Below are 20,263 nucleotides of genomic sequence, written 5' to 3' on the forward strand. Positions count from 1 at the left end.
CTTCTCGGGCGATCCGGTCAGTGACAGGAAGGCTCGTCATCGCCTGATGCGACATTTCTGGTCGCAGGGGATGTGACTGTCCCTTGCCCGCGAAGGCCGATTTCCTGGTCAGACCGCCCTCCGCGCTTTCCATCCGTGTCAAAATTCGATATCGCCAAAGTCGCCGCCGCCATCGGAGCCGGCGGCCCTGCCGGGTCGGCAGCGGCTTCGTCTGGCTGTGACGCCGCCGGCTCGGTTGCCTGCGCTTCGCTTCCGCCAAACATGCCTGCGATGGCGTTGCCGAGAAGCACACCCCCAGCCACGCCCATCGCAGTCTGCGCGGCTCCTGCGAGGAACCCGCCGCCTGCCCTCTGCCGATCATTGCCCGAAAGCGGCTCCTGCGGCACAGCGGCAGCGGTGCGCCCGACCCGCGGGACCGAACCCGAGCGCCTGGCGCCGCCGCCGAAGAGCCCGCCAAGCAATCCGCCGCCGGCAGACTGCTGTGCCTGTTGTTCCAGTTCCTCGATGCGGGACTGTGCCGCGTTCAGGGCCTGCTCTTGCACGACGATGGTCTGCGCCATGTAGTATGGCGCGCCGGGCTGCCGGGCAATCTGGTCGTTGATGAAGCTTTCCGCTTCGGCATCGCGCGGTGGCGTCTGTCGTTCGACGTTCGCAAGTTTCTCGAAAAGATTCCCGATCGCCTGCTGGTCGTTCCTGTCCATGGGAAGCTACTCCGGTTGTCCAGGCGCGCCCCGCGTCCAAGAGATTCTCGCGACGCGCTCTAAGTCCCTGTTTTATGCATGTCGCGGCTCCAAAACCGCTGCCGCGACATGCAGTTGATTGACGGGCCTATTCGCGCTCGCCAGTGAAGTTCAGCAGCAGCTGGAAGATGTTGATGAAGTTCAGATAGAGTGAGAATGCACCGAAGACGGCGAGCTTCTGCTGCGATTCCGCACCGAAGTTTTCCGCAAACTGCTCCTTGATCGTCTGGGTATCCCAGGCGGTGAGACCGATGAAGACGGCGAGGCCGATCACCGAGATGGCGAACTGGAGTGCGGTCGAGCCGAGGAAGATATTGACGATGCTGGCAATCACCACGCCGATCAGGCCCATGATCAGGAAGGACGAGAACTGGGTCAGGTCGCGTTTGGTCGTATAGCCGTAAAGGCTGGTCGCGCCGAACATGGTGGCGGCGATGAAGAAGGTGCGCGCGATGCTGGTCCCGGTGAACACCAGGAACACGGACGCCAGCGACAGGCCCATGACCGCACAGAATGCCCAGAACATCGCCTGAGCGCCGGCCGCGGACATCGTCTGGATCCGGAACGAGAACAGCAGCACGAAGGCAAGCGGTGCCAGCATCACCACCCACTTCAACGGGCTGGAAAAGATCGGCACGTAGAGGGCTGGCGTGGAAGCCACCACGAAGGCGATCACGCCGGTAACGACGAGGCCAACTCCCATGTAGTTGTAGACGCGGAGCATGTGCTGGCGCAGGCCTTCGTCATAGACGGCGCCGGTTTGGGCTCCGACGCCGGTGCGGTATCCTAGATTGGGGGTATTCATGCGGGTTCTCCTTTGTGAGGGTCAGTAAAGCGTGTTGGCGAGCGTCTCTGCGGTGCGATCGAGATAGCGGACACCGCGTCGGGCGACGACTGCGTAAGCAACTTCGCCGATCTGGAAATAGGCCGAGGAAATTTCGCTCGAGGGGGCGACGGTCGGCTGGACCACGTCGAACGTTCCGGGCCTGATCGCGAACAGCGAGACCAGTCCCAGGTCCCTTGTTTCGACAGCCATCTCGACGCTCGGGCCGAACTGCGATGGATAGATCTGCACGTCACGGACTTTCCAGTCCTTCGGCAGCGACGGCATGACGATCGCCGTGGCGGCGCGGATTTCGTCCGCATCGTAATCCGGCGCTTCGGGCTGGGATGACATGGCCTCGCGCATGATCGTCGTCCTGTGTGCCCGGATCGCCTCCTCCAGATAGACAGGCGGCTGGGTCGAGGCGACGACTTTCGTCACCGATATCGGCCCGACGATCCCGTTCGCAAACCAGCCCGCGGCCACCAACACTGCGACCGCCGAAGCCCGCTGCAACGTGCGTAAGGCCCGACCCCGGGCCAATCCCCGCTCCAGCCGCCGTGCTGCGTCGGCCGTTGCCGGCCGCGCCATGCCCTTGGACCCGGCAAGCGCCACGCGCAGTTCGTCGCGCGTCCTGAGGTCGGACATCACGCGAGCGGCCTCCTCCGGACGGGCGGAAAGAAACGCCTCGACCTCGATGCGGCGGGCAACGTCCAACTGGTCGTCGACATAGGCGTCGAGGTCGGCATCGGTCACCGGGTCGCGCAGTTCGCTCATCGTGGACATCATGGGCCTCCCACGATCTTGAGGTGGCTTTTCGCACGTGCCGGCAATTCGTCCTCCATCTCGCGGAGCGCCGCGCGCGCCCTGCCGATGCGCGACATCAGCGTTCCCAGCGGTACGCCGCTGGCCTCGGCCGCCTGGCTGTAGGTAAGTCCCTCGATGGCGACGAGATGCAGCGCCGAACGCTGCTCATCCGGTAATTTGAAAAAAGCTTCGCGCACCTGTGCCAGCCGGACGGAATGCTCCTGGGGAGCCTGCACGCTGGCGTCGATAAGATATCCGGCCTGCTCGACGCGCGCCGCTTCGGACTTGCGGGACCGCAAACCGTCAATGAAAGCATTGTGAACGATCGACAGCAGCCATGCCCGCAGGTTCCCGCCGGAGCGGAAGGTGCCGCGCCGCTCATAGGCACGCACCAGCGCGTCATGCACCAGATCCTCTGCTTCTGCGCTGTCGCGCGTCAGCGAACGCGCGTAGCGCCTCAGGGAACCAAGCTGTCCTATGATATCGAAGCGTGGCATCGACCCTCTCATGTCCCGTTTACGGAGCATGGCAGGTTTTTAATCCCGCTCTTTGAGTTTTTTGCGATCCGGAAAGGTCTGCCATCAACGGTACATCGCCACCATCGCGCGTACGGCTTCTTTGTCCGCGAACGAGCAGCCCTCCCCTCAGCCGCCACAATTCGCCGCGCGGTTTTAGCCCCACCGGGGATTTCGATGTTTATACCTGAATTAATTTGTGACGCGGAAAACCGGGAAATTGTCATCTTTCTCGGGCACTTGCCAGTTAAGGCAGGAAACATTCACCGCCGAATCTTCCCTTCGCCAACGGCCCTTGGGCCTGCCTTGTTCAACGAATTACCGACCCAACATGACAAGCAATGTGCCAACCCAGCGGGATACCCGCATCGATGTCTTCCGCGCGCTAGCGCTACTGACGATCTTTATCAACCATGTGCCGGGGACGATCTTCGAGTATTTCACGCACAAGAATTTCGGCTTTTCCGATTCGGCCGAAGCCTTCGTGCTGATTTCGGGGATTGCCGTTGGGCTCGCCTACGGACTGAAGTTCCGGCCGGGAAACCGGTTGCTCGTTACCCTGAAGGCCTGGCGGCGCGCCGGTGTCCTCTATGTCACCCACGTCATGAGCACGGTGGCGACGCTGGCGATCTTCTCGGCGGCTGCACTGCATTTCTCGCGGCCCGATCTTTTGAAGCTGATCAACATTCAGATGATCCTCGAGGACACGCCGGAAGCGCTGCTCGGCATCGCCGCGCTCGGTCATCAGATCGGCTATAACAACATTCTTTCCATGTATGCCGTCGTACTTCTGATGATGCCGCTTTTCCTGTGGATCGGCACTTTCAGCCTGCGCCTGATGCTTGCTGCGTCCGCTCTTCTCTGGCTCATCGTCGGCATTTTCCAGATCGCGCCTTCGAATTTTCCCGGCGACGGCTTCTGGTTCCTGAACCCGCTCTCCTGGCAGTTTCTGTTCGTTATCGGGATCGCCGGCATGCTGCACGTCAAGCGCGGCGGCGAAATCCGCTTCAACTGGATGATGGCGAGCGCGGCCGTGGGGTATCTGGTTGGCGCGCTGATTTGGGTGCGGCTGCCGTTGTGGGGCATCGAGACGGCCTCCGGCCTGCCTACGGTGCTGACCGGCTTCGACAAGACATTCCTCTCGCTGTCGCGGCTCATGCACATTCTGGCGATCACCTACCTGATCGTGGCGATCCCGGCGCTTTCCAACCTGGCGAAGACGGGCCCCGGCCACCCGCTCGCGGTTCTTGGCAAGCATTCGCTGCCGGTCTTCGTCGCCGGAACAATCCTCGCCATGATCGCGCAGGTCATGAAGGTCGTCAGCCCGGGCGGACTCCTCTACGACGCGATCCTGATCTCGACAGGCATCGCGCTGCAGTTCGGCTTCGCCTATTACCTCGAATGGCTGCCGCGGATCGGTTGGGGCGGCAAGAAGCAGCAACCTGTCGCCGCCTTGCCGTCTGCTGCGCTCCAGCTGGCGTCATAGAACGGCGTCGACGAGCCGTGCCGTCAAGGCTTTCGCGCCGTGCGAGCCTTTCCTCAAGGCATGCTATGGATTTCTGCGTCCTGTCTCCTGGTTTGGCGGTTTTCAGCCTGGTGCAAATGAAACCGCTGGCGCAGCACAGCCGATTTGCGTATCACTCCGCCGCCAACGGAACCGCGCCGATGTTCGAAGACCTCCAGCCTGCCCCAGCCGACAAGATCCTTGCCTTGATCGGCCTCTATCGCGCCGATCCCCGCCCCGGCAAGGTCGACCTCGGCGTCGGCGTCTACAAGGATCGCGATGGCAAGACGCCGGTGATGCGCGCCGTGCGCGAAGCCGAAAAGCGACTGCTGCAGAGCCGGGACACCAAGACCTATCTCGGCCTTGCCGGCGATACCGGCTTCAACACAGCGATGGCGGGGCTGGTCTTTGGCCCTGCGGCCGAGTTTTCGCGCATCCGCGCGGCGCAGGCACCCGGCGGCTCCGGCGCGCTGCGGCTGGTGGCCGAACTGCTCAAGAGGACGCGATCCGACGCGACGATCTGGCTGTCCGAGCCGACATGGCCGAACCACATGCCGGTGATGCGCGCCGCTGGCTTGGAGATACGCGAATATCCCTACTTCGACGCTGCATCAGGTGCTGTTCGCTTCGCCGACATGATGAGCGCGCTGGCGACCGCCAAGAGCGGCGACGTGGTGCTGCTGCATGGTTGCTGCCACAACCCGACGGGCGCCAATCTGGACACCGCGCAGTGGGCCGAAATAGCCGACCTGGTTATCGAGCGCGGCCTGCTGCCTTTTGTCGACATTGCCTATCAAGGCTTTGGCGAGGGGCTGGACGCGGACGCCACCGGCTTGCGCCTGCTGGCTGAAAAAGTTCCGGAAATGGTGGTTGCCTCGAGCTGCTCCAAGAATTTCGCCGTGTATCGTGACCGTGTCGGCGCGGCCATGATCCTGGCTAAAGACAGCGCGCAGGCGGATGTCGCAATGAGCCAGATGCTGTCGGCGGCGCGCGCTATGTACTCGATGCCGCCGGACCACGGCGCGGCCGCGGTGCGCATCGTGCTTGAAGACGCCACACTGCGCGCCGACTGGGAAGCGGAGCTAGAGGAGATGCGCCTGCGCATGCTGCGGCTTCGGGTGCAGTTCGCCGAAGCGCTGCGGCGGCAGTCCAATTCCGATCGCTTCGATTTCGTCGCCAGCCATCGCGGCATGTTTTCCCGGCTTGGCCTGTCCGAAGCGCAGGTCGAGCGGCTGCGTGCCGAGCACGGTGTCTACATGGTCGGCGACAGCCGCATCAACGTCGCCGGCCTGCCGGAGGACGGCATGGACGCGCTCGCCAAGGCGATCGTCTCAGTGCTCGATTGAGCCGACCGTCGCTGGCAACTGTGGACAATGCGCCCTTGCCGGGTGACAGCATTGGCTGAGTGATCGCTGCACGATAGCGTCGACAGATGAAACCTTCGAAAGACATTTCCCGGCTGATCGAGATTATGGCGGCGCTGCGTGCGCCGGAAACCGGCTGCCCGTGGGATATCGAGCAGGATTTCTCGACCATCGCGCCCTACACGATCGAGGAAGCCTACGAGGTGGCGGACGCGATCGCGCGCGGCGACCTGGACGATCTGCGCGACGAGCTCGGCGACCTCCTGCTGCAGGTCGTCTACCATGCGCAGATGGCCGAGGAGGCCGGTGAATTCGCCTTTGGCGACGTGGTCCAGGCCATTACCACAAAAGTGATCCGCCGCCATCCGCATGTCTTCGGCGACGAGAAGGCGCGCAGCGCGGGCATGGCCAAGGGCATGTGGGAGAAGATCAAGACCGAGGAAAAAGCGGAAAAGCGAAACGCCCGCCTCGCCCGCGGGCACGATCCTGAGGATCATGGCAATGGTTTTCTGGACAGCGTACCGGTCGCCCTGCCCGCTTTGACCCGGGCGCTCAAGCTGCAGGAGAAAGCGGCCCGCGTCGGCTTCGACTGGAGCGAGGCCACGCCGATCCTCGACAAGATCGAGGAAGAGATCGGCGAGTTGCGCCAGGCCCTTGCCAAGGGCGATACAGCTTCGATCAAGGACGAGTTCGGCGACATGCTGTTTGCCGTCGTCAATCTCGGGCGTCATCTCAAGGTTGATTCCGAAGCGGCGCTCAGCGGCACCAACGAGAAATTCCGGTCGCGGTTCCGCTATGTCGAGCAAGCGCTGGAAGCGTCCGGAACCACGCTGGAAAGGGCGACGCTCGACGAGATGGAGGCGCTTTGGCAGCAAGCCAAAAGCACGAAGTAATCGAAATTATCCATTGTTTTTACGATGCAATCTGGTTTCTATCTCTTCGTGTGCGCTTCGCGTCGCTTTGACCGACACGGTTATACCGCCATCGTCATTGTCGGTGCGCGAGACGACGTCGCCATTGCGGTAGAGCCAGTCGACGAACCCAAGCTGGTCAGGCTTGAGCGTGACGGTCAGCGTTTCCAGTTCGCCTGAAACTCTTGTCTCCATGATGGTCTTCAGCACATCGATGCCCTCGCCGGTGGCGGCCGATATGGCAATCGGCGGCGCCTTGTTGCCGTCGATGCCGTCGGCGAGCAATCGCGCCCGGTTGCCTTCATCGAGCCGGTCGATCTTGTTCCACACTTCGATGACGCGCTTGCTGTCGCCGGCATCGACGCCGAGATCGGCGAGGATGCGCTCGACATCCTCGGCCTGGGCGGCCGTATCGGGGTCCGAAATATCGCGCAGATGGATGACGAGATCGGCCTCGACCACCTCTTCCAGCGTTGCCCGGAAGGCCGCGATCAGATGCGTCGGCAGGTCCGAAATGAAACCGACGGTGTCCGAAAGGATGACCGGCGTGCCGTGCGGCAGTCGCACCCGACGCAGTGTCGGGTCGAGCGTGGCAAACAGCATGTCCTCGGCCAGCACCTCTGCTCCGGTCAGCCTGTTGAACAGCGTCGACTTGCCGGCGTTGGTATAGCCGACGATCGCCACAACCGGGAACGGCACCTTCTTGCGCTTGGCGCGGTGCAGATCGCGGGTCCGCCGCACTGTTTCCAGCTCGTGCTTCAGCTTATTGATCTTGTCCTGCAGGACACGGCGGTCCGACTCGATCTGCGTTTCGCCAGGACCGCCAAGGAAACCGGCGCCGCCGCGCTGGCGCTCGAGGTGGGTCCAGCTTCGCACGAGCCGGCCCTTCTGATAGTTGAGGTGCGCAAGATCGACCTGCAGCGTACCTTCCTTTGTGCGCGCGCGCTCGCCGAAAATCTCCAGGATCAGCCCGGTGCGATCCAGCACCTTGGCGTTCAATTCTTTTTCCAGATTGCGTTGCTGCACCGGCGTCAACGGATGGTCAACAATAACCAGTTCGGCACGGCCCTCTTTGACGATCTCGGCGAACTCCGCGACCTTGCCGCTGCCGAGCAAGGTTGCAGGCCGCGGATCATTGACGGTCACCACCGCGGTATGGATCGGGTCGAGGTCAATGGCTTGGGCAAGACCAACCGCTTCGTCGTGGCGGGCCTCGGCGGAACGCATCAGGCGCGGACGATTGGTGTCTTCGTCGCCGCGCGGCTGGCGGGTAAGCACCGGCACGATGACCACGGCCCGGGTCGGGCCTTCGGCTTCCGTCCCCGGCTGATATGCTGGTTTTTCGCGAACGCTGCGGTCCGCGTCTTTCTTACGTGCCAATCAGGCGCCCTGGCTTTCCTCGCCATCGAACATCTGAACCGGCTGGCTCGGCATGATCGTGGAAATGGCGTGCTTGTAGACGAGCTGGGAATGGCCGTCTCGACGCAGCAGAACACAGAAATTGTCGAACGAAGTAACCACACCGGTCAGCTTCACGCCGTTGATGAGAAAGATGGTGAGTGGGTTTTTGCTTTTGCGAACTGAATTCAGGAACAGGTCCTGAAGATTTTGCGATCGTTCCGCCATTGTTCTTGTCTTTCGCCGATCCCCTTCGGTTTGCACCTCAATGCGCCAAATTACCCGGCACGTGTCAAGCGCGCAAACACCATCTTGCCATCAATAACGACAAGCAGAACGAGATATATTGATGTTCATTCCACCTGTGCGGTTATCAGGCTGGACTTTTTTCCGCAACGTCAAAAAAGGCTTGCCGCAAGGAAAGTGTTATCGAGCCCGGATGGCCATTGGCGACGGGAGCGCCGTCGATCGCCACGATCGGCATGGCGATGGTGGTCGCGGAGCTGATGAAAACCTCGCGCGCAGCCTTGGCCTCGGCGACCGAAAAGCCGCGCTCCTCGATCTTCAGGCCGAGCTTGGCGGCCACTTCGAACAGCGTGGTGCGGGTGATGCCGCGCAGGATGCCGTGCTCGGCCGGACGCGTCACCAGCACACCATCCCTGGTGATGATCCAGGCGTTCGACGATCCACCTTCCTTGACGGTGCCGTCGGCATCGACGAACCAGGCTTCCTGGGCGCCGGCTTCCTTGGCCTTCTGCTTGGCGAGCACATTTGGCAGCAGGCCGACCGACTTGATATCGACCCGATCCCAACGATTCTCCGGCACGGTGATAACCTTGATTCCGCTTTCGGCTCTCTTCGCGGCAGCAGCGGGGTCGGCTTTCCTGGCGGTCACCACCAGCGACGGCTTCGTGCCCGCAGCCGGGAAAATAAAGTCACGGCTGGCGACGCCACGCGTCACCTGAAGATAGACCAGGCCATCGGTGACATGGTTGCGGCGAACCACCTCACGCATAATAATCGGCAACACGCCCCGCGTGACCGGCCAGGCGATCGACAATTCGGTCAGCGAGCGGTTTAGCCGCCCGAGGTGGCGAGGCATATCAACGATGAAGCCGCGCGCTACCTCGCAGACCTCGTAGACGCCATCGGCGAACTGATAACCACGGTCCTCGACATGCACGAAGGCGTCGGCGTGAGCGACATAGCGCCCGTTCACATAGGCAATGCGCGGCATGAGGTCACCCAGGAGAAGTCAGCGCATGACCCGAAAATCGGAATCGATTTTCGGGGTCATGCGCAAAAATCAAAATGCTACAGCGTCCTTTGAGCGTCCCAAAAGACCCGCGGCGCTGCAGCGCTTTCTTATGCGATTCCGCCGGCGCCGTAACCGATAATTGCGTAGGCCATGATGCAAATCAGACGCCCAGCGACTTCAGCTTGCGGTGAAGCGCCGAGCGTTCCATGCCGATGAACTCGGCCGTTTTCGAGATGTTGCCGCCAAAACGATTGATCTGGGCGATCAGATAGTCCTTCTCGAATTGTTCGCGCGCTTCACGCAACGGCAGCGCCATGATGTGCTGATCGGATTGGTTTGGCGTGCGCGGCATGACATCGCCGATCTCGGCAGGCAAAAGATCGGCGGTGATCGGTGCATCGATATCGTCGCCGCGCGCCAGGATCATCAGTCGCTCGACGTTGTTGCGCAACTGGCGGACGTTGCCTGGCCAGTTGTGCGCCTGCAGCACCGCCAGCGCGTCGTCGCCGATGCGCCGCGGCCGGATACCGGCCTGGCGGGCGATCTGTTTCATGAAATTGTCGACAAGATAGGGGATGTCCTCCCGCCGCTCGGCCAATCCCGGCACCATGACCGGAACCACCGCCAGACGGTGATAGAGATCCTCCCGGAAACGACCGTCGGCGATCATCGCCTCCAGGTTCTGCGAGGTCGACGAAATGATTCGGACATCGACCTTGACCCGTTTGGTGCCTCCTACCCGCTCGAACTGCTGTTCGACCAGCACGCGCAGAATCTTGTTTTGCGTTTCGCGCGGCATGTCGGCCACTTCGTCGATGTAGAGAATGCCGCGATGGGCTTCCTCAAGCGCGCCGACCTTGCGTTCGACACCGTTGGATTCGGTACCGAACAGCTCGACCTCCATGCGTTCGGGCGTGATGTTGGCAGCGCTCAGGGTGACAAATGGTGCGCTCTTGCGCGCCGACAGCGTGTGGATGGCGCGAGCCGCGAGTTCCTTGCCCGACCCGGACGGGCCGATGATCATGACGCGGCTGTTGGTCGGCGCAACGCGCTCGATGGTCTGGCGCAACTGGCTCATCGCCGACGACATGCCGATCAGGTCGAAGGTTTCGCCGCTGCGCAGCTTGAGATCAGAAACCTCGCGTCTGAGTTTCGAGGTTTCAATCGCACGTTCGGCGATGAGAATCAGCCTGTCGGCCTTGAATGGTTTCTCGATAAAGTCATAGGCGCCGCGGCGGATGGCCGAGACCGCCGTCTCGATGTTGCCGTGGCCCGAGATCATCACCACAGGCAAGCTCGGATGCATCGTCTTGATCTCGTCCAGCAACGCCAGTCCGTCCAGACGTGAGCCTTGCAGCCAGATATCAAGGAAAATCAGCCTCGGCGCCCGGTCGGCTACCGCCGCCAGGGCGCTGTCGGCATCGAATGCCGTGCGGGTTTCGTGACCTTCGTCGCTTAGGATACCGGCGACGAGTTCACGGATGTCTTCCTCGTCATCGACGATGAGAATGTCAGACGCCATTACCGACCTTTTCAGTTTCTCTTTCGTTTTCCGTCTTGCCTTCGCCGCGCGACGGCACGGTGGCGGCGAGCGGCAGAATGATGCTGATCATCGCGCCTCGCCCGTCGTGGAAATCCGCCGGCGCGTCATGCAGTTCGAGCCGGCCGCCATGGTCCTCCACTATCTTCTTGACGATAGCGAGGCCGAGCCCCGTGCCTTTCTCGCGTGTCGTCATGTAAGGCTCGAGCAATCGCTGGCGATTCTCGCGCGGCAACCCCTTGCCGTTGTCGATGACATCGATGCGAATCGCACCATTCTGGCGCCCGGCTTGAATCCGGATTATGCCGTGCGGGCGGTCCTTTTGATCAAGTCCGTCAATCGCCTCGGCCGCGTTCTTGATAACATTGCCAAAAGCCTGCGCCATCAGGCGGCTGTCGAAAGTGCCTTTGAGCGGTTCGTTGCCGAACACGCGCTCGAAGGTGATATCGGATCGGCTCACTTCGACGAGGAACGAGGCTTCGCGCAACGATTCGCGCAAATCGAGGGCCTTCATTTCGGGCTTGGGCATGCGTGCGAAAGCGGAGAACTCGTCGACCATCCGGCCGATGTCCTCTACTTGCCTGATGATTGTATCGGTGCACTGATCGAAAACCTCGCGGTCTTCGGTGATGACCTTGCCGTAGCGGCGCTTGATGCGCTCGGCGGAAAGCTGGATCGGTGTCAGCGGGTTCTTGATCTCGTGGGCGATGCGCCGCGCCACATCCGCCCAGGCCGAGGAACGCTGCGCCTGGACCAGATCGGTGATGTCATCGACCGTGACGACATAGGATTTCTCCTCCGAACCGTCGTCGCCGGCCTCGACCGTGATCTGCACGTTGAAGGTCCGCTCCGTACCGGCGCGATAGAAGGTCACCTGCTCGCGGTGGACAGGCTTGCCCGACTTGCGGCCGATCTCGAAGATGCGGCCGACATGCGGCAGCACGGCGGAGAGGTTTTGCCCGAGTGCGGCGGTAGCGGATATGGCCAGCATCGTTTCGGCGGACCGGTTGACGATGGTGACGATGCCATATGGATCGACGCCGATGACGCCGGCGGTGACACCGGCAAGCACGGCTTCCGAAAAACGCCGCCGCTCGTCGATCAAATCCTTGGCCGACAGTATCTCGTTACGCTGCGATTTCAGTTCCAGCAGCATCTTGTTGAAGGTGTCGCCGAGCGAGGCGACGTCGCCGTCGGAGGGCCGAACCGGCACGGCAACGTCGAGATTGCCGGTCGCGACCTCGTCGGCCGCGCCGATGAGCTGGCGGATCGGCCGCACCAGGCGGTCTGCCACGGCGATTCCGGTCCAGATGGCGGACAGAATGATGATCAGCGTCAGCGACAGGTAGGGAAGTGCGAACGCCACCTGCGAAGTGCGGCGATTGTCTTCCAGACCGCGATATTCGTCGGTGTTGGATCTGACAATCTGCCGCGCCTTGATCACCTCGGGATCGACGAGCCGGATGGTGTAGAGATAGAGCCCTTCGATCTCGCGCAGTTTGACAATGGCGCCCATGATGTTGCGCGTCTTCGGCTCGATCAGCACCGGCCTGCCGTCGGCGGCACTGCTCATGGCGCCTTCCGGCGGCTCCGGCATGGCAAAATCGGCGTCGGTCTTGGCGCTCATGACGAACGAACCGTCGGGCCTGACCAGTGCGGCATGGGCCAGCGAGCGACCGACGGCTTCCTTGTTCATGAGATCGAGGAAGCCGGTTCGATCGAGGCCGTAGAGCGTACGCGAGGCGTCGAGATCGTAAGCCATCGACAGGGTCGTTCCCTGGAGATTGCGCGCGTTCTCCTGCACATAGGCATCGGCGATCGACAGCGACGAATTGACGATCGTCTTGGTACGGATCTCGAACCAGCGATCAAGACCGATATCGAGTGTGATCGAGGCGATAATGGCCACCATGATGGCGGGAATCGCGGCGACCAGCGCGAACATCGCCACGATCCGTACATGCAGCCGCGACGCCGCCTTGCCGCGCCGGCGCGCCATCACGATACGATGCACTTCGCGGCCGACCAGCGCGATCAGAAACAGGATGAACGCCGCATTGAGGGCGATAAGCGCCAGCGTTGTCCTCTCGTCCGGCGTGATCGGCGTGGCGCCGACGAGGATGGCGAAGGAGATCGCCGCCGTAACCAGCGCACCGGCAATTGCCACCACGCCGGGCAGCGCAAGCAGCCGGCGCCCGTCCCGTGTGCCAGGTTCGCTGAAAAGCGCTTCGCTCGGTGTCCGTGCCTGTGGAGCCATGTCGCCGTCTAGAGCCAGTGATCGCGTCGGATGTATGCAACGCATTGTGGCGATTATGCAACAAGTGTGACCTGGACGGAAATGTTTCGGCGATTGATCCCCCGAAAAGGCTTCGCTTATGCCGGCCTGGTCGATTTGTAGACGTTGACGCCGAGTTCGCGAATTTTCTTGCGCAGCGTGTTGCGGTTGAGGCCCAGGAGTTCCGCAGCCTTGATCTGGTTGCCGCGGGTTGCCGTCATCGAGGCCAGCACCAGCGGATATTCGACCTCGGAGAGAATGCGCTGATAGAGGCCGGCGGGCGGCAAATCGCCTGCGAAGGAAGCAAAATAGCGCTGCAGGAAATGTTCTACCGCCTGGCCGATGGAGAGATCGTCGGGAATGAGGTTGCCGCCACCGGGAACGACCGGCCTCTCGCCGGTCTTCAGTTCCGCCTCGATGATTTCGGCGGAAATCTCATCCTGCGAATAGAGTGCGGCAAGCCTGCGGACAAGATTTTCGAGCTCGCGCACGTTGCCTGGCCACGGATAGCGCTTCATCAGCTCGATGCCGCCGGTGGAAATGCGCTTTGTCTGCAGCCCTTCGCTGGCGCCGAGCTTGAAGAAGTGCCGGACGAGATCCGGAACGTCCTCAGACCGCTCGCGCAGCGCCGGCAGCCGTAGCGGCACGACATTCAGGCGATAGAACAGATCCTCGCGGAAAAGCCCCTGATTGATCAGCGTGCGCAGATCCTTGTTGGTGGCGGCGACGATGCGGACGTCGGTTTTGATCGGCGTACGGCCGCCGACAGTGGTGTACTCGCCCTGCTGCAGGACACGCAGCAGGCGCGTCTGCGCTTCCATCGGCATGTCGCCGATCTCATCGAGGAAGAGCGTGCCGCCTTCGGCCTGCTCGAAACGGCCGGTGGAGCGGTTCTGCGCACCGGTGAAGGCGCCTTTCTCATGCCCGAACAGTTCCGATTCGATCAGGTCGCGCGGGATCGCCGCCATGTTGATCGCGACGAAGGGGCCGCCGCGGCGGCGGCCATATTCGTGCAGCGCGCGCGCCACCAGTTCCTTGCCGGTGCCCGATTCGCCTGAAATCATCACCGTTAGGTCGGTCTGCATCATACGCGCCAGCATGCGGTAGATATCCTGCATGGCGGCCGAGCGGCCGACCAGCGGCATCGTTTCCGGCGGCTCGTCGGCCCGCGCATCGATCTTCGGCCGTCGGGGCTCGGAAAGCGCCCGGTTGACGATGTTGAGAAGCTCGGTCAGGTCGAACGGTTTCGGCAGATATTCGTAGGCCCCGGTTTCGGAGGCACGAATCGCGGTCATGAACGTGTTCTGGGCGCTCATGACGATGACGGGCAGTTCCGGTCGCGCCTTCTTGATGCGCGGCAGCATGTCGAAAGCGTTCTCGTCCGGCATGACCACGTCCGTGATGACGAGATCGCCCTCGCCGCCCGCCACCCAGCGCCATAGCGTCGAGGCGTTGGACGTCACGCGCACCTCGTGCCCGACGCGCGAAAGCGCCTGATTGAGGACCGTGCGGATCGCCGCGTCGTCGTCGGCGACGAGAATATTGCCGCGAACCATCATTTGCGGTCTCCTTCGCCATCATCGTCTGTGCCGAACGGCGTTTCTTTCCAGGCTGGCATCAGGATGCGGAAGGTGGTTGCGCGCGGCGTCGAATCGCATTCGATGATGCCGCCATGCTCGCCGACGATTTTCGCGACCAGCGCCAGACCAAGCCCCGACCCGTTCGGCTTGGTGGTGATGAAGGGATCGAACAGGATCGGCAGGATATCTTCGGAAACGCCAGAACCGTTGTCGCGCACGCAGAATTCCAGCGGCAGCGACACGCGGCCCTGCGTTCCCGGAACGGAAACACGGATGCCCGGCCGGAATGCGGTCGACAGAGTGATCTCGCCTTGCGGATCGCCGCCAATGGCCTCGGCCGCATTCTTGACCAGGTTGAGGAACACTTGGATGAGCTGATCGCGGTTGGCGAAAACCGGAGGCAATGATGGATCATAATCCTCCAATATCTTGATCCTCTTGGCAAAACCGTTCTTGGCAATCGCCTTCACATGGTCGAGCACGACATGGATGTTGACCGGATAGCGATCGATGGGCCGCTCGTCGGAAAACACCTCCATGCGATCGACTAGCGAGACGATGCGGTCGGTCTCGTCGGTGATCAGCCGGGTCAGCGCGCGATCCTCGTCGGAAGCCGACAGTTCGAGCAGCTGGGCAGCACCCCGGATGCCGGATAGCGGGTTCTTGATCTCGTGGGCGAGCATCGCGGCAAGGCCCGTTACCGAGCGTGCCGCACCGCGGTGCGTCATCTGCCGGTCGATCTTGTCGGCCATCGATCGCTCCTGGAACATCACCACGACGGAGCCCGGGAATTCCGACACCGGCGCGACATAGAGATCGACGACCTTCTCGATGCCGAGGCGCGGCGACGATACGTCGACCCGGTATTCGTTGACGGGTGCCCGGCGCTCGCGCACCTGGTCGACAAGCGTCAGCAGCGGACTGCCGAAGGGAATGAGCTTGGGTAGTGTATTGCGGGCGAGCATGGTCGCGCTCGAGCGGAAGAAATCCTCGGCATCGGCATTGGCGAAGGTGATGAACCCGTCCGCATCGACCATGATCACTGGGCGGCGGATGGTGTTGAGCACAATGTGGGCGGCGTCCGCCATATCCATGCTCTGTGCAACGGTGGCGTTCATGCTGCGCTCCGCAGGTTCATCGCCTCGGCAGCGCGTGAAAACACCTCGCGCAACGCGGCAACGACGCGGACGGGCTCGAAGGAGGTGAGGATCGCCTTTCGCTGCTGATCAACGACGCCAACAGCGTGGCGGTCGAGATACCAGCCAAGATGCTTGCGCGCCTGGCGCACGCCGCTTTCGATGCCGTAGAGCGTCAGCATGTCCTCGTAGTGGGCAACGATGTAGTCGGCCAGCGCTTGCGGACTTTCCGGCACGCCGGGCGCCGCATCTTTTGCCGCGGCTGCCGCGATGCTGCCTGCCGTCCAGGGCGCGCCATAATGCGCGCGGCCGATCATCACCGCGTCGGCGCCCGACTGGTCGAGGATCATTGCCGCCTCCGCCGGCGATCCGACATCGCCATTGGCAACGACCGGGATCGACACGGCCTGTTTTGTTCGTGCGATGGCGCGCCAGTCGGCCTTGCCCTGGTAGAACTGGCAGCGCGTGCGGCCATGCACCGTCACCATCTGGACGCCCGCCTGCTCGGCGCGGCGCGCCAGCAGCGGCGCGTTGAGCGCGCTTTCGTCCCAGCCGAGCCGCATTTTGACCGTGATCGGCACCTCGACGGCGCCGACCACCGCCTCAATCAACGACAAAGCGTGATCGAGATCGCGCATCAGCGCCGAACCGGCATAGCCGCCCGTCACCTTCTTGGCCGGGCAGCCCATGTTGATGTCGATGATGTCGGCGCCCTCGCCCGCGGCGATTCGAGCGCCCTCGGCCATATGCGCCGCCTCATGGCCGGCAAGCTGGACCATGTGCACAGGCAGCCCGGAATGGCGGATGCGAAGGCCACAACCGCCCCTGCCCCTGGCAAGCTCGCCGCTCGCCACCATCTCCGACACGACCAATCCGGCGCCATGCGCATAGGCACGCTGCCGGAACGGCTCATCGGTTATGCCCGACATCGGCGCGAGAAAAGCGCGATTGCGGATTCTCACACTACCCACGCCCAGCGGCGAAGCCAATTTGGTGAGGTCAAACATGCACAAAAACCAAGCATCTTTAGTTGCTGCACAATCTCTAGCCAGAATGGCAGCAATGTGCAACGCGCAATGACGTCACATTAAGGCGCATTTGGGAAAATGCTGGCCTTCGGCCCATAACCCGCGCCCTAAGCGGCGTACGTCCTTAGGAAAGGACCCTTTGGCACTTTGCATCTGCGCATGATCTCTTCCGAAAAGCGATTCCACTTTTCGGGATCATGCGCTAAGCGTCTCGGCATGACAGATGCAAGCGAAATGCCAGCTTTGGCTACGGACTCTAGGGTTGCCGTGGTTATCGTCGCCGCCGGCCGCGGCGCGCGCGCCGGTCAGGCCGACGGCCCGAAGCAATACCAGAGGATCGGTGGCCATGCCGTTATCGCGCGCACATTGGATATGTTTTTGGCGCATCCGAGAATCGGTCCTGTCGTCGTCGCCATCCACGCCGACGACAACGCGCTTTTTCGCAGCGCCGCCGGAGCCAACGCCGATCGAGTCATCACGGTGACCGGTGGCGCGTCCAGGCAGGACTCCGTCCGGCTCGGGCTGCTTGCGCTGAGAGGCCATGCACCGAGCCAGGTTCTGGTCCATGATGCCGTTCGCCCGTTCGTCGACGCCGAATTGATAGACCGTACGATCGCCGCTATCGGCGAGCGCCAGGGAGCGCTGCCTGCCTTACCCGTCGCCGACACGCTGAAACGTGAGTCGGCCGCCGGCATGATCGGCGAGACGGTTTCCAGGAATGGGCTTCATGCCGCCCAGACGCCGCAAGGCTTCCCGTTCTGGCCGATCCTGGCCGCCCACGAAAAGGCCCATCACTTGGGCAAGGCGGACTTCACCGACGATGCCGCGATTGCCGAATGGGCGCATATTCCGGTGAAAATCGTTCCGGGCTCGCCGGACAATGTCAAGCTCACCTGGGCAAGGGATATTTCGATGGCGGATCAGCGGCTTTCCGGCGAGCGGCTGCGTTTTCCGGACATCCGCACCGGCAATGGCTACGACGTCCATGCCTTCGAGCCCGGTGACCATGTCGTCCTGTGCGGCGTCTCCATCCCGCACGACAAGAAACTGGCCGGCCATTCGGACGCCGATGTCGGCCTGCACGCCTTGACCGACGCGCTGCTCGCCACCTGCGGCGCCGGCGACATCGGCACGCATTTCCCGCCGTCGGATCCGCAGTGGAAAGGCGTGGCCTCGCGGATCTTCGTCGAACATGCGGCAAGACTGGTGCGTGCGCGCGGCGGGCGCATCGCCAATGCCGACATCACGCTGATCTGCGAGGCGCCCCGGGTCGGCCCACATCGCGAAGCAATGACCGAAACCCTTTCGGAAATGCTGGCAATTTCCCGGGACCGTATTTCTATCAAGGCAACAAGCAACGAAAAGCTCGGCTTTGTCGGACGCGAGGAAGGCATAGCGGCTATCGCGACCGCCAGCGTCGTGTTTCCGGGGGATGTCCCCGAATGAGCAACAGCGATCTCGCAGATGCCCTGCTTCAGGCCTGCCGACAGCGTGGCATCATGCTGGCGACGGCCGAAAGCTGCACAGGCGGCATGATCATCGCCGCCCTTACCGACATCGCCGGCTCTTCCACGGTGGTCGACCGGGGTTTCATCACCTATTCCAACCAGGCCAAGACTGAGATGCTCGGCGTTTCCGCCGCCACGCTTGAGACGCACGGCGCGGTTTCGCGGGAAACCGCAGTCGAGATGGCGGCCGGCGCGTTGGCGCATTCGGGCGCCGGACTCACCCTTGCCGTTACCGGCATTGCCGGTCCGGGCGGCGGCTCGGCGGAAAAGCCCGTCGGCCTGGTCTGGTTCGGTATCGCCTTGACTGGCCGGCCGGTCGTCAGCGAATGTCAGTTGTTCGCAGACAAAGGCCGCAATTTCATCCGCCGGGAGACGGTCAGGCATGCGCTTGAACTGGGCTTGCGCGCACTCGCTGCGGATCAGGCTGCCGGCGTTGCGCCATAGATGACGTCGGCGCGCTTCTCGAACGCCTCGGAAAACATGCGGAAGGCGCGATCGAACATCGCTCCCATCACCGCACCCAGAATACGGCTCTTGAATTCGTAGTCGATGAAGAAGCAGACATTGCAACCGCCGTCGGCCGGCTCGAAACGCCAGGCGTTGCTCAGATATTTGAATGGACCGTCGATGTATTTGACGTCGATGGCCTTCTCGCCAGGTTTTAGCAGCACCTGCGTGGTGAAAGTCTCGCGGATCGCCTTGTAGCCGATGCTCATGTCGGCGACGAGCAGGGTGCGTCCGTCGCGTTCCTTGCGCGAGCGAACCGTCAGCGCCTCGCAAAGCGGCAGGAATTGCGGATAGGATTCGACATCGGCGACCAGAGCGAACATCTGTTCCGGCGTATGCGCAACGCGGCGGTGGGCTTCGAATTGTGGCATGAAACCAGTGTGTTAGGCGGACTTCCTGAGAAACGCTTCCCGTGCCGCGCGCAGCTTGGCGAAATCGTCGCCGGCGTGATGCGACGAACGCGTTAGCGGGCTCGATGCCACCAGCAGGAAGCCCTTGGTCTTGCCGATCGTCTCGAAGGACTTGAATTCCTCCGGCGTGACGAAACGGATCACAGGGTGGTGTTTCTTCGACGGCTGCAGATACTGGCCGATGGTCATGAAGTCGACATTGGCCGAACGCAGATCATCCATCAACTGCAGGATCTCGTTCCGCTCCTCGCCGAGGCCAACCATGATGCCGGATTTGGTGAAGATCGACGGGTCGAGTTCCTTGACCCGCTGCAGGAGCCTGATCGAATGAAAATAGCGGGCGCCGGGCCGGACCGTCAGATAGTTCGACGGTACGGTCTCCAGATTGTGGTTGAACACGTCCGGCTTCGCCGCCACCACGATCTCCAGCGCACCTTCCTTGCGCAGGAAGTCGGGCGTCAGGATTTCGATCGTCGTCGAAGGCGTTGCCGCCCTGATGGCGCGGATGACCTCGGCAAAGTGCTGAGCTCCGCCATCGGCGAGATCGTCGCGGTCGACTGAGGTGATGACGACATGGCTCAGACCCATTTGCTTGACCGCATGGGCGATGCGCGCCGGTTCATCGGGATCGAGCGCTGTCGGAATGCCGGTGGCGACGTTGCAGAAGGCACAGGCGCGCGTGCAGATCTCACCCATGATCATGAAGGTGGCGTGCTTCTTTTCCCAGCACTCACCGATATTGGGGCAACCGGCCTCTTCGCACACCGTCACCAGTCTGTGCGACTTCACGATTTCGCGCGTCTCGGCATAGCCTTTTGACATCGGCGCCTTGACGCGGATCCAGTCGGGCTTGCGCAGCACATCCTGGTCAGGCTTGTGCGCCTTTTCAGGATGCCTCAGGCGCGGCGCATTGGCGATCGTGTCGAGGACGGTGACCATCAGAAATCCAGTTCATTCGC

At 62.3% G+C, this 20,263-nt stretch carries 19 protein-coding genes; 5 read left to right on the forward strand and 14 right to left on the reverse strand.

What is annotated here, in order from left to right; all coding sequences use genetic code 11:
* Nucleotides 1–17: 17 nt before the first annotated feature.
* The 4 genes from ACWTU8_RS09625 to ACWTU8_RS09640 form a co-directional block, all read right to left on the reverse strand.
* A complete protein-coding gene (locus ACWTU8_RS09625; RefSeq protein WP_455847930.1) occupies nucleotides 18–701 on the reverse strand; it encodes a DUF2076 domain-containing protein in 684 nt (227 codons plus the stop codon).
* 127 nt (nucleotides 702–828) lie between these two features.
* Nucleotides 829–1,545 carry a Bax inhibitor-1/YccA family protein gene (locus ACWTU8_RS09630; protein ID WP_455847931.1) on the reverse strand — a complete coding sequence of 239 codons (717 nt, stop codon included), beginning with the start codon at nucleotides 1,543–1,545 and terminating at the stop codon, nucleotides 829–831.
* A 21-nt stretch (nucleotides 1,546–1,566) separates the two neighbouring features.
* Nucleotides 1,567–2,340 carry an anti-sigma factor family protein gene (locus tag ACWTU8_RS09635; RefSeq protein ID WP_455847932.1) on the reverse strand — a complete coding sequence of 258 codons (774 nt, stop codon included), beginning with the start codon at nucleotides 2,338–2,340 and terminating at the stop codon, nucleotides 1,567–1,569.
* A gap of 8 nt (nucleotides 2,341–2,348) precedes the next feature.
* The gene (locus ACWTU8_RS09640; protein ID WP_455847933.1) at nucleotides 2,349–2,867 is read right to left on the reverse strand and encodes a sigma-70 family RNA polymerase sigma factor; all 519 of its coding nucleotides are present in this window, start codon (nucleotides 2,865–2,867) and stop codon (nucleotides 2,349–2,351) included.
* Nucleotides 2,868–3,216: 349 nt separating this feature from the next.
* Between ACWTU8_RS09640 and ACWTU8_RS09645 the strand changes: the two genes are divergently transcribed.
* The 3 genes from ACWTU8_RS09645 to mazG all read left to right on the forward strand — a co-directional run bounded on the left by ACWTU8_RS09645 (nucleotide 3,217) and on the right by mazG (nucleotide 6,646).
* Complete coding sequence (locus tag ACWTU8_RS09645) at nucleotides 3,217–4,371, forward strand: OpgC family protein (protein WP_455847934.1); 1,155 nt, start codon at nucleotides 3,217–3,219, stop codon at nucleotides 4,369–4,371.
* A 179-nt stretch (nucleotides 4,372–4,550) separates the two neighbouring features.
* Entirely contained in the window at nucleotides 4,551–5,735 is a 1,185-nt protein-coding gene (locus ACWTU8_RS09650) for an amino acid aminotransferase (protein ID WP_455847935.1), read from the forward strand.
* An 86-nt stretch (nucleotides 5,736–5,821) separates the two neighbouring features.
* On the forward strand, nucleotides 5,822–6,646 hold the full coding sequence (gene mazG / locus ACWTU8_RS09655; protein ID WP_455847936.1) for a nucleoside triphosphate pyrophosphohydrolase: 825 nt from the start codon (nucleotides 5,822–5,824) through the stop codon (nucleotides 6,644–6,646).
* A gap of 6 nt (nucleotides 6,647–6,652) precedes the next feature.
* Here mazG and hflX read toward each other — a convergent pair whose 3' ends face one another.
* From hflX to dusB, 8 genes are all read right to left on the reverse strand, one after another.
* On the reverse strand, nucleotides 6,653–8,044 hold the full coding sequence (hflX, locus tag ACWTU8_RS09660) for a GTPase HflX (RefSeq protein ID WP_455847937.1): 1,392 nt from the start codon (nucleotides 8,042–8,044) through the stop codon (nucleotides 6,653–6,655).
* Entirely contained in the window at nucleotides 8,045–8,290 is a 246-nt protein-coding gene (gene hfq / locus ACWTU8_RS09665) for an RNA chaperone Hfq (protein ID WP_006202172.1), read from the reverse strand. It abuts the gene before it with no gap.
* Between the two features lie 145 nt (nucleotides 8,291–8,435).
* Nucleotides 8,436–9,299: a D-amino-acid transaminase gene (locus tag ACWTU8_RS09670; protein WP_455847938.1), complete on the reverse strand. Its 864-nt coding sequence runs from the start codon at nucleotides 9,297–9,299 to the stop codon at nucleotides 8,436–8,438.
* A 181-nt stretch (nucleotides 9,300–9,480) separates the two neighbouring features.
* Nucleotides 9,481–10,842, reverse strand: coding sequence for a nitrogen assimilation response regulator NtrX (gene ntrX / locus ACWTU8_RS09675; RefSeq protein ID WP_065008746.1), 1,362 nt, complete (start codon nucleotides 10,840–10,842; stop codon nucleotides 9,481–9,483).
* Nucleotides 10,832–13,117: an ATP-binding protein gene (locus ACWTU8_RS09680; RefSeq protein ID WP_455847939.1), complete on the reverse strand. Its 2,286-nt coding sequence runs from the start codon at nucleotides 13,115–13,117 to the stop codon at nucleotides 10,832–10,834. Before ACWTU8_RS09680 ends, ntrX begins: the two co-directional genes overlap by 11 nt.
* 116 nt (nucleotides 13,118–13,233) lie before the next feature.
* Nucleotides 13,234–14,694: a nitrogen regulation protein NR(I) gene (gene ntrC / locus ACWTU8_RS09685; RefSeq protein WP_455847940.1), complete on the reverse strand. Its 1,461-nt coding sequence runs from the start codon at nucleotides 14,692–14,694 to the stop codon at nucleotides 13,234–13,236.
* Complete coding sequence (locus ACWTU8_RS09690) at nucleotides 14,691–15,833, reverse strand: two-component system sensor histidine kinase NtrB (protein WP_029352343.1); 1,143 nt, start codon at nucleotides 15,831–15,833, stop codon at nucleotides 14,691–14,693. Before ACWTU8_RS09690 ends, ntrC begins: the two co-directional genes overlap by 4 nt.
* Nucleotides 15,830–16,858, reverse strand: a complete 1,029-nt coding sequence (dusB, locus tag ACWTU8_RS09695) for a tRNA dihydrouridine synthase DusB (RefSeq protein ID WP_455847941.1) — start codon at nucleotides 16,856–16,858, stop codon at nucleotides 15,830–15,832. The genes ACWTU8_RS09690 and dusB overlap by 4 nt, the downstream gene beginning before the upstream one ends.
* 237 nt (nucleotides 16,859–17,095) lie before the next feature.
* On the opposite strand from dusB, the gene ACWTU8_RS09700 reads away from it, so the two are divergent.
* Both ACWTU8_RS09700 and ACWTU8_RS09705 read left to right on the forward strand, forming a co-directional pair.
* Entirely contained in the window at nucleotides 17,096–18,325 is a 1,230-nt protein-coding gene (locus ACWTU8_RS09700) for a bifunctional 2-C-methyl-D-erythritol 4-phosphate cytidylyltransferase/2-C-methyl-D-erythritol 2,4-cyclodiphosphate synthase (protein WP_455847942.1), read from the forward strand.
* A complete protein-coding gene (locus tag ACWTU8_RS09705) occupies nucleotides 18,322–18,831 on the forward strand; it encodes a CinA family protein (protein ID WP_128341808.1) in 510 nt (169 codons plus the stop codon). Before ACWTU8_RS09700 ends, ACWTU8_RS09705 begins: the two co-directional genes overlap by 4 nt.
* Here ACWTU8_RS09705 and ACWTU8_RS09710 read toward each other — a convergent pair.
* Together ACWTU8_RS09710 and lipA are read right to left on the reverse strand one after the other, a co-directional pair.
* On the reverse strand, nucleotides 18,807–19,265 hold the full coding sequence (locus tag ACWTU8_RS09710) for a type II toxin-antitoxin system RatA family toxin (protein ID WP_095520613.1): 459 nt from the start codon (nucleotides 19,263–19,265) through the stop codon (nucleotides 18,807–18,809). The genes ACWTU8_RS09705 and ACWTU8_RS09710 overlap by 25 nt on opposite strands.
* Nucleotides 19,266–19,277: 12 nt before the next feature.
* Nucleotides 19,278–20,243: a lipoyl synthase gene (gene lipA, locus ACWTU8_RS09715; RefSeq protein WP_029352336.1), complete on the reverse strand. Its 966-nt coding sequence runs from the start codon at nucleotides 20,241–20,243 to the stop codon at nucleotides 19,278–19,280.
* Between the last annotated feature and the right edge of the window lie 20 nt (nucleotides 20,244–20,263).

It is taken from the genome of Mesorhizobium sp. BHbdii (assembly GCF_053848045.1).